Origin of the sequence: Pseudomonas sp. FH4 (assembly GCF_000510915.2) — a bacterium.
GTDB lineage: Bacteria > Pseudomonadota > Gammaproteobacteria > Pseudomonadales > Pseudomonadaceae > Aquipseudomonas > Aquipseudomonas brenneri.
In genome coordinates this window covers 1-15,504 of sequence record NZ_AOHN01000018.1, presented here as the reverse complement: position 1 = coordinate 15,504, position 15,504 = coordinate 1, and the positions used below count along the sequence as shown (strand labels likewise).

Below are 15,504 nucleotides of genomic sequence, written 5' to 3'. Positions count from 1 at the left end.
GACTTACTCCAGGAACAGGCTGGCGGGTTGTTCGAGCAAGCCACGGATGGCCTGGATGAATTGCGCCGCGTCCATGCCATCGACCACCCGGTGATCGAAGGAGCTGGAAAGGTTCATCATCTTGCGGATCACGATCTGCCCCTTGATCACCATCGGCCGTTCGACGATGCGGTTGACTCCGACAATCGCCACTTCCGGCAGGTTCAGCACCGGGGTGCTGACAATCCCGCCCAGCGCGCCAAGGCTGGTCAGGGTGATGGTCGAGCCTGACAGCTCGTCGCGGCTGGCCTTGCCATTGCGTGCAGCAGTGGCCAGGCGGGTGATTTCCTCGGCGGTACCCCACAGGCTGCGTGCCTCGGCGTGCCGTACCACCGGCACCATCAGCCCAACATCGCTCTGGGTGGCGACGCCCACATGCACCGCGCCGAGGCGGGTGATGACCTGGGCTTCGTCGTCATAACGCGCGTTGATCTGCGGGAAGTCACGCAGCGCCACGACCATCGCCCGCACCAAAAATGGCAACAGGGTCAGCTTGCCGCGGCTGGCACCGTGTTTTTCATTGAGGTGTACGCGCAAGTCGTCGAGGGCCGTCACGTCGATTTCTTCGACGTAGCTGAAGTGTGCGGCGCGGCGGGTCGCGTCCTGCATGCGCTGGGCGATCTTGCGACGCATGCCGATCACCGGGATCTGCTCTTCGTCGTTGCGTTCGGCATACGGGTTGGCGCCGGCCGAGGCCCGCGTGGAACCCTGTTGCAGATAGGCATCGAGGTCTTCATGCAGAATGCGCCCGGCCGGGCCCGAGCCCTGGACCAGACGTAACTGGATCCCGGCGTCCAGCGCATGCTTGCGCACGGCCGGGGAGGCCAGCGGGCGCTCGGCGGCGTCACGGGCCACCGGGGCTTGCGCTGTTGTCACTACCGGCTTGGTCGCTGCCGGCTTGCTTTCAACCACGGGTGCCTTGGTTTGGGCTTGCGGTGCCGGCGCGGCTTGTGCAGCCACCGCCGACAGCGCCGATTCCTTGGTATTGCCGGCGCCTTCCACTTCAATGCTGATCAGGATGCTGCCCACCGCCATGACTTCACCCGGCTCGCCGCCGAGGGCAATCACCTTGCCGTGGACTGGCGAGGGGATGTCCACCATCGCCTTGTCGGTCATCACATCCGCCAGTACCTGGTCTTCGACGACCATGTCGCCGACCTTGACGTGCCACACCGACAACTCAACCTCTGCGATGCCTTCGCCAATGTCCGGCATCTTGATAACGTGCGTGCCCATTCAGACCTCCATGACCCGTTGCAAAGCCGCGCCCACACGGGACGGGCCAGGGAAATACGCCCACTCTTGCGCGTGGGGGTAGGGGGTGTCCCAACCGGTCACACGTTCGATTGGCGCTTCCAGGTGGTGGAAGCAGTGTTCTTGCACCAACGACACCAGCTCGGCGCCGAAGCCGCAGGTACGGGTGGCTTCATGCACCACCACGCAACGGCCGGTCTTTTTCACTGACTTGACGATGGTTTCCAGGTCCAGCGGCCACAGGCTGCGCAGGTCGATGACTTCGGCGTCGATCCCGGTTTCTTCGGCGGCCACTTGCGACACATACACCGTGGTGCCATAGGTCAGCACGGTCACGGCCGAGCCAGGGCGCACGATGGCGGCCACATCCAGCGGTACGGTGTAGTAACCGTCCGGCACCTGCGCCTGCGGGTGCTTGGACCATGGCGTTACCGGGCGATCGTGGTGGCCGTCGAACGGGCCGTTGTACAGGCGCTTGGGCTCCAGGAAGATCACCGGGTCATCGTTTTCGATCGAGGCGATCAGCAGGCCCTTGGCGTCATACGGGTTGGACGGCATCACCGTGCGCAGGCCGCAGACCTGGGTGAACACCGCTTCGATACTCTGGCTGTGGGTCTGGCCGCCATAGATGCCGCCGCCGCAAGGCATGCGCATGGTCAAAGGCGCGGTGAACTGGCCGGCCGAGCGATAGCGCAGGCGCGCCGCTTCCGAGATGATCTGGTCGGTGGCGGGGTAGACATAGTCGGCGAACTGGATCTCGGCTACCGGCCGCAAGCCATACGCGCCCATGCCCACGGCCACACCAACGATGCCGCTTTCGGAGATCGGTGCGTCGAATACCCGCGAGGTGCCGTATTTGGTCTGCAAGCCTTCGGTGCAACGGAACACGCCGCCGAAATAACCGACGTCCTGGCCGAACACCACCACGTTGTCGTCACGCTCAAGCATCACATCCATGGCCGAGCGCAGGGCCTGGATCATGGTCATGGTGGAAGTGGTCATGGCGGTTTCCAACTCGATTTTATTGTTGTGATCGTTCATGTCAGATCCCCAACTCTTGACGCTGGCGCTTCAAGTGCTCCGGCATCTCTTTATAGACGTCTTCGAACATGCTCGCGGCGCTCGGGATCTGGCCACCGGCCAGGGTGCCGTACTGTTCGGCTTCTTTCTGCGCGCTGATCACTTCGGCTTCCAGCTCTGCACTGACTGTGGCGTGTTCCTCTTCGGACCACTGGCCAATCTTGATCAGGTGCTGCTTGAGGCGGGCAATCGGGTCGCCCAGCGGGAAATGGCTCCAGTCGTCGGCAGGCCGGTACTTGGATGGGTCATCCGAGGTGGAGTGCGGGCCAGCGCGGTAGGTGACCCATTCGATCAGGGTCGGGCCGAGGTTGCGTCGCGCACGTTCTGCGGCCCAGGCGGAGGCGGCGTAGACGGCGATGAAGTCGTTGCCGTCCACGCGCAGGGAGGCGATGCCGCAACCCACGCCGCGTCCGGCAAAGGTCGTGGCCTCACCGCCGGCAATCGCCTGGAAGGTGGAGATTGCCCACTGGTTGTTGACCACGTTGAGAATCACCGGCGCGCGGTACACGTGGGCGAAGGTCAGGGCGGTGTGGAAGTCCGATTCGGCGGTGGCGCCATCGCCGATCCACGCCGAGGCGATCTTGGTATCGCCCTTGATCGCCGAGGCCATGCCCCAGCCCACGCCCTGTACGAATTGGGTGGCGAGGTTGCCGGAAATGGTGAAGAAACCAAAGTCCTTGACCGAGTACATGATCGGCAACTGGCGACCCTTGAGCGGGTCGCGCTCGTTGGACAGCAGTTGGCAGATCAGGTCCACCAGCGGCACTTCGCGGGCCATCAGGATGCTTTGCTGGCGGTAGGTGGGGAAGCACATGTCGTCGATGTTCAAGGCCAGGGCCTGGGCGCTGCCGATGGCTTCTTCGCCAAGGCTTTGCATGTAGAACGACATTTTCTTCTGGCGTTGGGCGACCACCATGCGGTTGTCGAAGATTCGTGTCTTGAGCATGGCACGCATGCCACGGCGCAAAATCTCTACCGGCACACCTTCAGCCCAGGGGCCCAGGGCCTGGCCCTGGTCGTCGAGCACGCGGATCAGGCCCTTGGCCAGGTCGGCGGTGTCGGCGGGTTCTACGTCAACAGCGGGTTTGCGCACCGTACCGGCGTCGGTCAGACGCAGGTAGGTAAAGTCGGTCTTGCAACCTGGGCGGCCGGAAGGCTCGGGAACGTGCAGGCGCAGCGGTTCATAGTGCTGGGTCATGGCTTTCTACGCTCGATCTTGTGGATTTCTTATAGTGGGCGCGCTTAGCTGACAGTCAGTCCCCGGGTAAGGGAAATCTTGTCCTACAACAATCATAGGCCGGGCTGGGGAGAATATTTATCTCTGTTTGGTTGCGCCTGAGATCATTTGCGGATAAAAAATCTGCATAAACATAATAAACAGGTGGTTTTGTCTCATGCGCAAGCTGGACCGTATCGATATCGGGATTCTCAACAGTCTTCAGGAGAACGCCCGCATCACCAACGCCGACCTCGCACGCTCGGTCAACCTGTCGCCGACACCGTGTTTCAACCGGGTCAAGGCGATGGAGGAACTGGGGCTGATCCGTGACCAGGTGACACTGCTGGACGCTGACCTGCTGGGGTTGCACGTCAATGTGTTTATCCACGTCAGCCTGGAAAAACAGAACGAACTGGCGCTGCAACAGTTCGAGGGGGCGATTTCCGACCGGCCGGAGGTGATGGAGTGCTACCTGATGGCCGGTGATCCCGACTATTTGATCCGGGTACTGGTGCCGACCATCCAATCGCTGGAGCGCTTCATGATGGACTTTCTGACCAAGGTTCCGGGGGTGGCGAACATCCGCTCGAGCTTTGCGCTCAAGCAGGTGCGCTACAAGACGGCGCTGCCGTTGCCGGCCAATGGCATCAACCTGGGTTGATGATTGGAATGCGTTTGAAAATGTAGGAGCTGGCTTGCCTGCGATAGCGGTAGATCAGGCAAAGCTGTGTTAACTGGCCCACCGCTATCGCAGGCAAGCCAGCTCCTACAGGGGGCGGTGTTTCACAGTTGGTTGAGGGGGATCTTCAGGTACACCACCCCGTTGTCTTCCGCCGGCGGCATATGCCCCGCCCGCACATTCACCTGGATCGCCGGCAGCAACAGCGTCGGCATGCCCAGCCCGGCATCGCGCGTTGTGCGCATCTGCACAAACGCCGCCTCATCCACCCCGTCATGCACATGAATATTGCCTGCTCGCTGCTCGGCCACGGTGGTCAGGCATTTGGCCGGGCGGCCTTGCGGTGGGTAGTCATGGCACACATACAACCGTGTGTCGTCGGGGAAGGCCAGCAGCTTGCGCATCGAGGCATACAACTGGTGCGCATCGCCGCCGGGGAAGTCGCAGCGGGCGGTGCCGACGTCGGGCATGAACAGCGTGTCGCCGACCAGGATCATCTGGTCGTCGATCAGGTAGGCCATGTCCGCCGGGGTGTGGCCGGGTACGTGCAGGGCCTGGGCCTTGAGCTGGCCGATGTGGAAGATCTCGTTGGGGGCGAACAGATGGTCGAACTGCGAGCCATCGACGCGGAACTCCGGCTCCAGGTTGAACAGGTTCTTGAATACATCCTGGACCTTGCTGATGGATTGCCCAATCGCGATCTTGCCGCCCAACTGCCGGCGCAGATAAGGCGCGGCAGAGAGGTGATCGGCGTGGGCGTGGGTTTCCAGCAGCCATTGCACTTGCAAGCGGTGCTCAACCACAAAAGCGACCAGCCGCTCGGCCTGCGCGGTGCTGGTGCGCCCGGACGCCGGGTCGTAATCGAGTACCGAATCGACGATGGCGCAGGGGCCACCGTCGGCTTCATAGACGATGTAGGTCCAGGTCGACGAGGCCTCGTCCAGGAAGGGTTGAATCAGCGCTGACATGACGGCGGTCCCTGATGGCTAAAAAAAGGCGTGATATTCACTTTATATTTAAACATAATGTTTTGAGCTTAAGTGAGAGAAAGGACCGAGGCAAATGGAATCCAGTCTGAGTGAAGGCGAAGTCGCCCAGTTGCGTGCATCGGCGTCCAAGGCGTGCACCTTGCTCAAGGCCCTGGCCAATGAGGACCGGCTGTTGATCCTCTGTCAGTTGACCCAGGGTGAACGCAACGTCGGTGAGCTGGAAACCATGACCGGCGTGCGCCAGCCAACGTTGTCCCAGCAGTTGGGGATCCTGCGCGATGAGGGGCTGGTGGCGACCCGCCGTGAAGGCAAGTACATCTTTTACGGGCTGGCCAGCCACGAAGTGATTCAAGTGATGAAAACCCTCTCCGGGTTGTACTGCGGGGCGGTGATAAAAAGCTGGGCGTGACGCCATGCGGCAGCGACCCTTGTGTGCATTGATTCAAAAGGCGATAGACCATGAACGAGCAACACTGTGGCCCAACCATCAGTGGCGATATCGTAGTCATCGGCGGCGGCTCGGCAGGCATCGGCCTGCTGGCCAGCCTGCTCAAGCGCGACCCGCAGCTGAATATCATCCTGATCGAACCCAGCGCCGAACATTACTACCAGCCCGCCTGGACCCTGGTGGGCGGCGGCGCCCATGACATTCGCAAAACCATGCGGCCCATGGCCCGGGTGCTGCCCGATGGCGTGACCTGGGTCCAGGCGGCGGTCAGCGAGCTGCTGCCCGACGAGCAAGCCCTGCTGCTCGACAGCGGCCAGCGCGTGACCTGGAACAACCTGATTGTCTGCCCGGGCCTGCGCCTGGCCTGGGAGAAAATCGAAGGCCTGGAGCAGACCCTGGGCCACAACGGCGTCACCTCCAATTACAGCTACCAGCACGCGGCCTACACCTGGCAGTTGGTGCAGCAGCTCAAGGGTGGCAAGGCGATCTTCACCCAGCCGGCCATGCCGATCAAATGTGCTGGCGCGCCGCAAAAAGCCCTGTATCTGTCCTGTGATCACTGGCTCAGGCAAGGCGACCTGCACCACATCGAGGTTGAGTTCAACCTGGCGGGCGCGGCCCTGTTTGGCGTCGCGACCTTTGTCCCGCCGTTGATGAAGTACATCGAGAAATACCGCGCACGGTTGGCCTTCAATTCCAACCTGATCAAGGTCGATGGCCCGGCGCGCAAGGCCTGGTTCGAGGTCAAGGACGCCGAGGGCAATGTCAGCGTCGAGGAAAAATCCTTCGACCTGCTGCACGTAGTCCCCCCTCAAATAGCCCCGGACTTTATTCGCCACAGCCCGCTGGCCGATGCTGCCGGCTGGTGTGAAGTCGACCCTCACAGCCTGCAGCAGGTGCGCTACCCGCACATCTTTGCCCTTGGCGATGTGTGCTCCACCAGCAATGCCAAGACAGCGGCGGCGGTGCGCAAGCAGATTGTGGTGGTGGCCGAGAACCTGCTGGCCCTGCGCAGGCAGGCGCCGTTGCCGCTCAAGTACGACGGCTATGGCTCCTGCCCGCTGACGGTCGAGAAGGGCAAGGTGGTGCTGGCCGAGTTCGGCTATGGCGGCAAGCTGTTGCCCACGTTCCCCCTCGACCCGACGGTGGCGCGGCGCTCGGCGTGGTTGCTCAAGGCGACGCTGCTGCCGTGGTTCTACTGGAACGGCATGCTCAAGGGCCGCGAGTGGCTGACCCGTCTGGCCAAGGTGGATTGAGAGAACCCTATGCTGCTGGCAAGTTTTTTTGGCGTGATGATGGGCCTGGTCATGGGCTTGACCGGGGCCGGGGGCGGGATTCTCGGCGTGCCGGCGTTGGTGCTGGGGCTGGGCTTGAGCATGACTGAAGCGGCGCCGGTGTCGTTGTTCGCGGTCGGCGCGGCGGCGGCTGTCGGTGCCATCGATGGCCTGCGCCATGGCCTGGTGCGTTACCGCGCGGCGCTGTTGATCGCCTTGCTCGGCGCGCTGTTTTCACCACTGGGGGTGTTTTTTGCCCATCAACTGCCGGACAAGATCCTGATGGGCCTGTTCAGCGCGCTGATGGTGCTGGTGGCGTGGCGCATGCTGCGGCGCGAGAAGGTCGAAGCCGGCCCCAGCGATCACGGCGCAGCGTCCTGGGGGCAGAAGAACTGCATGCTCGATCAGCAGACCGGGCGCTTTTCCTGGACCGCTAAATGCACCGCGACCCTGGCGGCATTGGGTGCGGTGACGGGGGCGGTATCGGGCCTGCTCGGCGTGGGTGGCGGCTTTCTGATTGTGCCGGCGTTCAAGCAACTGACCGATGTGCAGATGCGCGGGATCGTCGCCACGTCGCTGATGGTGATCAGCCTGATCTCGCTGATCGGCGTGGTGGGGGCGTTTCATGCGGGTGTGACCATCGACCCTCTGGGCTGGGTGTTTATCGGCGCCAGCATTGTCGGCATGCTCGTTGGCCGGCGCCTGGGTTCGCGGGTTCCGGCGCGGGTGCTGCAAGTCGGTTTTGCCAGCCTGTGTGTGGTGGTCGCCGGCGGGATGTTGTTCAACGCTGTCTAACCTGCGCACCGCTCACCTTGCTCGTGAAAAAACCAAGGACGCCCCCCGTTCTTTCAAGCACCCCGCGTCATCGTTGACGACCTTCGCGAGCAAGCTCGCTCCTACAGGTGTAAGCCTTAAGTGGCGGGCCCTTGCCGCCGTCCAAAGCACCGCACATTCCCCTCCAAGGCAGCGTTTAACCGCGCAGCCTGCCTTTCGATAATCGCCTCCGACACCCAGACCCCCGTCGCGGAGCGCGCCATGCATAACAATAAGAATGTCCCCCGTCATTTGTTGCCTGTCTTTATCGCCAGCCTCGGCTTGAGCTCAGTGGCCCAGGCCGAAATCGTGCTGTACGACAAGGACGAGACCACGTTCTCGACCGATGGCTATATCAACGCCTTCTACGTCAACAGCGATGTGGACCGTGCCGGCGAACAGTACGACCGGCGCCAGTCGCGGGTGAAGATGGGGTTTCTGCCCAACTACCTGGGTTTCAACATGGGCAAGCAGGTCGATGACCTCAAGCTCGGCGCCCGGGCCTCGTTCTGGGTGACCATCAACGACAGCGAAACCAACGGCACCGACACCGCCATCGACGTGCGCCAGTTCTACGGCACCGTGGCCAACCCCGAATGGGGCGAGGTGTTGATCGGCAAGGACTTCGGCCTGTTCGCCCGCTCCAACATCCTGCTCGACGAACTGCTGGCCGGTTATGGCCAGGTCAGCGACAGCCTGGGCCTGGTGGACGGCGGCGGGGTGTCGTTCGGCAATATCGGCAGTGGTTACCCGTACCCGTTCCCCACCTCGCAGATCACCTACCGCACCCCGGTGATGGAAGGCCTGCGCGTGGCGGTGGGCATCATGGATCCGGTCGATACCAACGACAGCAGCACGCTGGGCAAGGCCTACCAGAAGAACCCGCGCACCGAGAGCGAGATCACCTACCAGTTCGATGTCGGCGGGGCGAAGATCTACAGCTGGCTCAACGGCAGCTACCAGACTTCGGACAACACCGATTCCACCGTCGAATCGGTGACCTCCAAGGGCCTGGGCTACGGCGTGCAGGCGAAGATGGGCGGCTTGTCGCTGACCGGCTCGGGCTTCCAGGCCAAGGGCATCAACCCGTTCTTCACCAACAACGCGGGTGAGGCGACGCTGCGTAATGTCGACAGCAACGGCTACCTGTTGCAGGGCTCCTACAAACTGGGCAAGAACCGTCTGGCCCTGTCCTACGGCAAGACCAAGGACGACGGCAACGGTGTGGTCGGCAGCGGCGCGGATTATGAAACCCGTGGCATTGCCCTGTTCCATGACATCAACGACAACCTGAAACTGGTGGCCGAGTACAACCAGTTCGAGATCACCGGCCACGACACCAGCGCGCAGAACGAAGACACCGATACCTTTGCCGTAGGTGCGGTGCTCACCTGGTAATGACTTGGAATGGGATCAAAATGTGGGAGCGAGCAAGCCCGCTCCCACATTTTTTGATCTCATTTCACATGGATTGCTCGCCAACCTGGCGTTCTCATCCCATCGAAGCCCCGACCCAGTACCCAAGTAGCATAGGTTGCCATCCCGCGCGTTCGTACACTTGAGTTTCAAAGGCGGAGATGACCATGCAACAGATGCACAGCGAAGGCGTAGTCACAGCCATGTCCCAGGCCAGCGAGGCGTGGCAGGTGGCTGATGAGCTGGCCAGCCAGTTGTTGCACCCGTACCTGGGTTTCGTGCTGTTCTTCTGCTCCGCCACCTATGACCTCAAGGCCCTTGGCCAGGCCCTGCAGCAGCGTTTCGGCGGGATCCGCGTGGTGGGTTGCACCAGTGCCGGCGAAATCACGCCCCAGGGCTATGGGCGCAATTGCGTGACAGCGGTGGGGTTTGATCATGCGCACTTTTCCATCGCTACCGAATTGATCGACCAGGTTGAGCACTTCAGCCTGATCGACGCCCAGCAAATGGTCGAGCGCCTGGTGGGTGGCTGTCGCAGCAACAGCCTGGCGCCGATCAAGGGCAACAGCTTTGCCTTGACCCTGCTCGACGGCCTGTCCAGCCGTGAAGAAATGGTCCTGGCCGCCCTGAGTGCGGCTCTGGGCGATATCCCGCACTTTGGCGGCTCGGCGGGTGATGACAACCACCTGACCCACACTCACGTGTACTTCGACGGTGAGTTTCACAGCGGCGCGGCGGTGGTGGTGCTGGTCAATACCTGGCTGGATTTTGAAGTGTTCACCACCCACCACATCCTGCCCCGGGCGCAGAAACTGGTAGTGACCGGCGCCGACAGCCCTTCGCGGCGGGTCTTCGAACTGAATGCCGAACCTGCCGCCGAAGAATACGCCCGGCACATCGGCGTGGCGGTGGGACAACTCGATCACCGGATCTTCGCCGCCCACCCACTGGCGGTGCGCATCAACGACCAGTACTACGTGCGCGCGATCCAGCGGGTCCACGCTGACCTGAGCCTGAGTTTTTACTGTGCGGTAGAGAACGGCATCGTCCTCACCGCCATGACGCCGGGGCCGATCCTGCCCAACCTGCAAACCCTGTTCGACGGCCTGCAAGCACGCCTTGGCGACCTGCTGCTGACCATCGGCTGCGACTGTTTCCTCAGGCGCCTGGAGCTGGAAGACCACGGTACCCTGGAGTCGATCGGCACATTTTTGCGTGAGCAACGGGTGATGGGGTTCAACACCTACGGAGAGCAGTTCAATGGCATGCACATCAACCAGACCTTTACCGGGGTCGCCATTGCCCGTGGTCGTCCCCCTGGACAGCGCTGAACTGCAGGCGCAGATCAGCGCCCTGCAGCAGGACAACCACAAGCTGCAACGGATCAACGCCGCGCTGATCGAACGCATCGAGTCCGGTGCCACCCGTGGCAACGACCCTTATGCGGCGTTCCAGCATTCGGTGGTGCTGGCCGAGCAGGTCCGCGAGCGTACCGATGCGTTGAACCAGGCCATGGCCGAACTCAAGGCCAGCAACCATCTGCTGAGTGATGCACGACTGCGGGCAGAAACCGCGCACCAGCATCTGATCGATGCCATCGAGAGCATTTCCGATGCCTTTGTGCTGTTCGACCAGCATCAACATATTGTGTTGTTTAACAGCCGCTTCCAGGGGTTCTGGAGCAACAGCCCGGTGCAGATTGTCGCGGGCATGGGCCTGCGCGAGGTCAAGCGGCTGATGACGGTCAACGGTCTGTTCACTGAAGAGGCCCACGGGCACGCCGATGAGACCCTGTTCTATCGCCTGGATAACGGGCGCTGGCTGCAAGTCAGCGAACGGCCGACCCAGGACGGCGGCCGGGTGATTCTGTTTACGGATATCACCGACGTCAAACTGGCCGAGACCCTGCGCCGAGAACAAGCCGTCGCGCAGAAATCCCAGGAGAGCGAGCGCTGGATTCGCCTGATTACCGACCATGTGCCAGCGTTGATTGCCTACCTCAATGGCGACTTGATCTACGAGTTCACCAATAAAGTCTACGAGCAATGGTATTGCTGGCCCCAGGGCGCGATGCTCGGCAAAAGCCTGCGCCAGGCCCACAGCGAACAGCATTACCAGCGTCTGGAAACCTACGTGGCGCAGGCGTTGGCGGGGGAGAGCGTGACCTTTGAGTTCGCCGAAACCAACAGCAACCACCAGGAGCGCTACATGCTGCGCTCCTATGTGCCCAACCGCCTGGCCAGTGGCGAAGTGGTGGGGATCTTTGTGCTGATCCGCGACATTACCGAGCGCCGCCGCACCGCCGAAGCCTTGCACCAGGCCTATCAGAACCTGGAGCTGCGGGTACGCGAGCGTACGGCCGAGCTGACCTCGCTCAACGACCAACTCTTGCAGGAAATCGACGAGCGTCGCCGCGTGGAATCGCGCTTGCGTGAGGCCAAGCTGGAAGCCGAGCAGGCCAATCTGTCGAAAACCAAGTTTCTCGCGGCGGTCAGCCATGACCTGCTGCAACCGCTCAATGCCGCGCGCTTGTTTACCGGCGCCTTGCTGGAACGGCGCGACCCGGTGGCCAACGAGACGCTGGTGCGTAACGTCAGCAACTCCCTGGAGGATGTGGAAAACCTGCTGGGTACCCTGGTGGATATTTCCAAACTCGATGCTGGGGTGATCAAGGCCGATATCGCGCCGTTTGCCTTGAGCGAACTGCTGGACAACCTGGCCGCCGAATACACCCAAGTGGCGCGCAGTGAGGGGCTGGAATTGCATTTTATCGGTTGCTCGGCACTGGTACGCAGTGACGTTCAACTGCTGGCGAGGATCTTGCGCAACCTGTTGAGCAATGCCATTCGCTACACCTTTAGCGGGCGTGTGCTGCTGGGCTGTCGGCGTGAGCATCAGCGCTTGTCGATCCAGGTCTGGGACACCGGCATGGGCATCGCCGAGGAGCGTCTGGAGGAGATTTTCCAGGAGTTCAAGCGCGGTGATGTGCAACGCCCGGATCAGGATCGCGGGCTGGGCCTGGGCCTGGCGATTGTGGAGAAGATCGCCAGGATTCTCGGGCACCGGATCACCGTACGCTCATGGCCGGGCCGGGGCTCGATGTTCAGCGTGGAGGTACCGCTGAGCAGCACCGCGCCCAAGGCTTTGCCCAAGCCGGTGATGAGCGAGCCGATGCTGGAGCGTTTGCAGGGCGCGCGGGTGTGGGTGCTGGATAACGACGCCGCGATCTGCGCCGGCATGCGCACGCTGCTTGAGGGCTGGGGCTGCCAGGTGGTGACGGCCTTGTCCGAGCAGGACCTGGCGCGCCAGGTGGACAACTACCATGCCCAGGCGGATTTGCTGATTGCCGACTATCACCTGGATGACGAACAGAATGGCGTGGACGCGGTGGCCAGGATCAATGCGCGGCGGGCCAGCGCGATCCCGGCGATGATGATCACGGCCAACTACAGCAATGAACTGAAACTGCAGATCCGCGAGTTGGGGCATACGTTGATGCACAAACCGGTGCGGCCGATGAAACTCAAGACTGCCATGAGCCACTTGCTCGGCCGGCCCTGACACTGTCGCGATCACAGGTGGGTGTCATATCCCCTGTAGGCGCACAGTTATTTGCCACTGGTAATCTGTCTTACCAGCAGCCCATGCCCCATCACGTCCTCAGCCCGGGAAATGGCCTGGATCACCAGCAACCGGTTGCCGGAGCCGGCCAGGAAGGTCGAGTTCAAGGTCTTGCCGCCGCCCATGCTCGCGGTGGCATCAATCTGGCGCAGGCCTACGCCTTTGATCAGCAGTTTCTTCTGCGACAGTTTCTTGTAGTCCGGCAGGCTGGTGCCGACGTCCTTGAGGAAACCTTCAACCGCGCTATCGAGAAACAGCGGTTCGTCGTCCTTCAGGTCGATGCCGTCGTTGCGCAGGGTCTGGGCCACGACCACCACGCTTTTTGACGCCTGGTTGATGTACATCGTGCCGTTGGCGCCAGCGGTACCCTGGGCTTGCGCGCCAGCGGGCAAGGCGTCGGCGACATAGCCTTTGGGCAGGGTGAAGGTGAATTTGCCGTCGAGGGTCGAGACGATCTGGAAGTCGTCCGGTTGCGCAGTGGCCGGCTTGGCTGCCGCGAACAGCGGGCTGGCACCCAGGCTGATGGTCAGCGCCAGGGCCAGGCGGGCGGCGGTTTTGCTGAGAATGGCCATGAGGTGGTCCAATGGGTGAACGAAATTGCGACCTATTCTGTCAGAGAATGCTTAAAGTTGACCATCAGTGAGGCCAAAGCCACGTAGCGTAAGGCTCTCGCTCATGAACAGCCCGTCAAGTCCCTTCAAGAGTTCTAACAAATCGTTAGAAAAACCGTTAGAAACTGTTAGAAAACCGTTAGGCCTTGCCCGTCCTTATCTGTACAGGAGGGAGGGCCGCTATTCCCTAAGAGTCCGCGTGAAGGGCTCAAAGGACACCTGTACAATTGCCCTCAAGACCACCAACAGGCAAACAGCATTGGCTACTGCAAGACATCTACTGAGTACCCTTAAGACCTTCCACCTTGACCGCTTAGACGCTACACGGGATGAGCTGTGGGCTCGCCTGCGTGACATCGCTGAGGGGGTCGTAGAGTCCCGTTCAGGTGAGTGGATTGAGGGTGGCGGTATGGGAGTTATTTACTCAGACACCAGCGCGGACCTTAAAGAAATTAGCGTCACTGAGCCGCTGAACGTTGACCAAGCTCAGGTGATGCCGTTTATACAGAGGGTCATGTGGGCCGCTGAGAGACGCCATGAAGGTGACTTCGGGCCAATCTTAGAGATCCTTGAAGAGATCAAGAGGGAGAGTGGTGAGCAGTCTGTGAGCGTCCCTACAGAACGTCCTGTCGTTGTCTCTGAGGCTGTTGTGCAGGAGGCTACTAATGACACTGACGCATTGACCTTCACGAAGCTCGCTGAGCTACATACAGCTGAGCGTGTAGCTGACTGGCAGCCGAACACACGGAAGACCAAGCAGACAGGCTTCAAGACGATTGGCTCACTGCTGGGCGATTTGGATCTACGCGCGCATACACGCAAGGACATGACGGACCTTAAAGAGCGTCTCATGGAAGGTCGTAAGGTATCTACTGCCAACAAGCTGTTGATTGACCTGTCATCGGTCATGACCTGGGCAGAAGATAACGGCTATATCGAAAAGAGCTACGACAAGGGCTTATTGATTCGTAAGGGTGCAGAAAGCGAGCGTGAAGCGTACAGCCCGGATCAAGTGAAGGCCATTATGGAATACGCTAACGGTCTCCCGCTGAACTCATGGCAGCGCTGGGGCCTCTCTCTTGGAGTAGTCACAGGTGCCCGTATCGGTGAACTTCATCAGCTGACCACATCAGATGTCTTCAAAGACGGGGATCAGTTGGTCATTGATGTGAACGAGAACGAGGGTAAGACGCTCAAGAACAAATTCAGCGTCCGTCAGGTTCCTGTGGTGGATGCGCTGGGCTTCGATGTGGAAGCCTTTGAGAAGTTCGCTCAGGATGCTCAGGGGCCTCTCTTCACGATGTCTTTAAGCAGCTTCTCGTCTCTCCTTAACGAGCGCCTTAGAGGCGTCCTAATGCTTGAGTCACGAAGCGGTCTGTCTTTCCATTCGCTACGGCACCAGCTTGCAGGAGCTATGAAGGCCGCTGAGGTTCATGAAGGGACGGCGCAGGGGATCTTAGGGCACAGCTCAGGAAGCATTACGTTCGACCTCTACGGGTCTGGCAGGAGCGTACAGGTGCACCGAATGGCGTCTGCAATTAAGGCTGCTCTCTCGGATAGCTAAATGGCTGTATCATTTGAGGCTTTCTTACAGGAGGTGGATGCAACCTTCTTCACACAGCATTTCAATGAATTCCTTATTAGGCTGGCCTCCGGCAATATTAGCGAGCTCTCTTCCTATTTCAGTAAAAGGGAATGCTTGAATATAAACTTTATCCACAGTTTCTTTCGATGGTGCAGGGGAGGCGTAGTATTGTTTGGAAAAATACTGAAGGTTCACCTTGTCCTCAGATCTGGTAGCGCTATACCAAATGGTGCCGCTGTTCAAAAGATCAATGCTTTTTAGGTGAGTCTCGACTTTAGTGGTTAGCCCGTTTGCGCGAATATAATTAAAAAATTTATGTGAAAACAACGGGAAAATTCTATCCTCACCATCAGTAACAAACGAGAAGCTGCATAGCAGTGTAAATAAGTTTGCGTCGTCTACGCTTAAAGATTTTACCGCTTGAACCGTGCTGAACGAGCCCCATGAAAGACAGGACACCGTTTCCCCCTTACGAT

At 60.6% G+C, this 15,504-nt stretch carries 14 protein-coding genes; 8 read left to right on the top strand and 6 right to left on the bottom strand.

What is annotated here, in order from left to right:
* Positions 1-3 precede the first annotated feature (3 nt).
* Genes H097_RS12805 through H097_RS12795 form a run of 3 tightly spaced genes read right to left on the bottom strand, consistent with a single transcriptional unit; the run spans position 4 to position 3,571 of the window.
* Positions 4-1,275, bottom strand: a complete 1,272-nt coding sequence (locus H097_RS12805) for a dihydrolipoamide acetyltransferase family protein (RefSeq protein WP_032860176.1) — start codon at positions 1,273-1,275, stop codon at positions 4-6.
* On the bottom strand, positions 1,276-2,334 hold the full coding sequence (locus H097_RS12800; protein WP_032860175.1) for an alpha-ketoacid dehydrogenase subunit beta: 1,059 nt from the start codon (positions 2,332-2,334) through the stop codon (positions 1,276-1,278).
* Position 2,335: 1 nt separating this feature from the next.
* The gene (locus H097_RS12795) at positions 2,336-3,571 is read right to left on the bottom strand and encodes a 3-methyl-2-oxobutanoate dehydrogenase (2-methylpropanoyl-transferring) subunit alpha (RefSeq protein ID WP_032860174.1); all 1,236 of its coding nucleotides are present in this window, start codon (positions 3,569-3,571) and stop codon (positions 2,336-2,338) included.
* A gap of 196 nt (positions 3,572-3,767) precedes the next feature.
* Here H097_RS12795 and bkdR point away from each other — a divergent pair, with 196 nt between their 5' ends.
* Positions 3,768-4,253 carry a Bkd operon transcriptional regulator BkdR gene (gene bkdR / locus H097_RS12790; RefSeq protein WP_032860173.1) on the top strand — a complete coding sequence of 162 codons (486 nt, stop codon included), beginning with the start codon at positions 3,768-3,770 and terminating at the stop codon, positions 4,251-4,253.
* 122 nt (positions 4,254-4,375) lie between these two features.
* Here the strand turns inward: bkdR and H097_RS12785 are convergent, their stop codons facing one another.
* Entirely contained in the window at positions 4,376-5,239 is an 864-nt protein-coding gene (locus H097_RS12785) for an MBL fold metallo-hydrolase (RefSeq protein ID WP_032860172.1), read from the bottom strand.
* A 94-nt stretch (positions 5,240-5,333) separates the two neighbouring features.
* Here H097_RS12785 and H097_RS12780 point away from each other — a divergent pair, with 94 nt between their 5' ends.
* The 6 genes from H097_RS12780 (at position 5,334) to H097_RS12755 (ending at position 12,772) form a co-directional block, all read left to right on the top strand.
* Complete coding sequence (locus H097_RS12780; RefSeq protein WP_032860171.1) at positions 5,334-5,669, top strand: metalloregulator ArsR/SmtB family transcription factor; 336 nt, start codon at positions 5,334-5,336, stop codon at positions 5,667-5,669.
* Positions 5,670-5,719: 50 nt separating this feature from the next.
* Positions 5,720-6,964 carry an FAD/NAD(P)-binding oxidoreductase gene (locus H097_RS12775; RefSeq protein ID WP_032860170.1) on the top strand — a complete coding sequence of 415 codons (1,245 nt, stop codon included), beginning with the start codon at positions 5,720-5,722 and terminating at the stop codon, positions 6,962-6,964.
* A 9-nt stretch (positions 6,965-6,973) separates the two neighbouring features.
* Complete coding sequence (locus tag H097_RS12770; protein WP_032860169.1) at positions 6,974-7,777, top strand: sulfite exporter TauE/SafE family protein; 804 nt, start codon at positions 6,974-6,976, stop codon at positions 7,775-7,777.
* A gap of 240 nt (positions 7,778-8,017) precedes the next feature.
* Entirely contained in the window at positions 8,018-9,193 is a 1,176-nt protein-coding gene (locus H097_RS12765; protein WP_032860168.1) for a porin, read from the top strand.
* A gap of 185 nt (positions 9,194-9,378) precedes the next feature.
* Positions 9,379-10,542 (top strand): nitric oxide-sensing protein NosP, encoded by a 1,164-nt coding sequence (nosP, locus tag H097_RS12760; RefSeq protein ID WP_032860167.1) that lies wholly within the window; start codon positions 9,379-9,381, stop codon positions 10,540-10,542.
* Positions 10,472-12,772, top strand: coding sequence for a PAS domain-containing hybrid sensor histidine kinase/response regulator (locus H097_RS12755; RefSeq protein ID WP_082445574.1), 2,301 nt, complete (start codon positions 10,472-10,474; stop codon positions 12,770-12,772). Before nosP ends, H097_RS12755 begins: the two co-directional genes overlap by 71 nt.
* 47 nt (positions 12,773-12,819) lie before the next feature.
* Here H097_RS12755 and H097_RS12750 read toward each other — a convergent pair whose 3' ends face one another.
* Positions 12,820-13,404 carry a hypothetical protein gene (locus H097_RS12750; RefSeq protein WP_032860165.1) on the bottom strand — a complete coding sequence of 195 codons (585 nt, stop codon included), beginning with the start codon at positions 13,402-13,404 and terminating at the stop codon, positions 12,820-12,822.
* Positions 13,405-13,507: 103 nt separating this feature from the next.
* Between H097_RS12750 and H097_RS12745 the strand changes: the two genes are divergently transcribed.
* Positions 13,508-15,007, top strand: a complete 1,500-nt coding sequence (locus H097_RS12745) for a tyrosine-type recombinase/integrase (protein WP_082445573.1) — start codon at positions 13,508-13,510, stop codon at positions 15,005-15,007.
* 24 nt (positions 15,008-15,031) lie between these two features.
* On the opposite strand, the gene H097_RS12740 is transcribed toward H097_RS12745, so the two are convergent.
* Positions 15,032-15,504, bottom strand: a 473-nt coding sequence (locus tag H097_RS12740; protein ID WP_032860164.1) for a DUF2806 domain-containing protein, incomplete at its 5' end; no start/stop codon positions are given.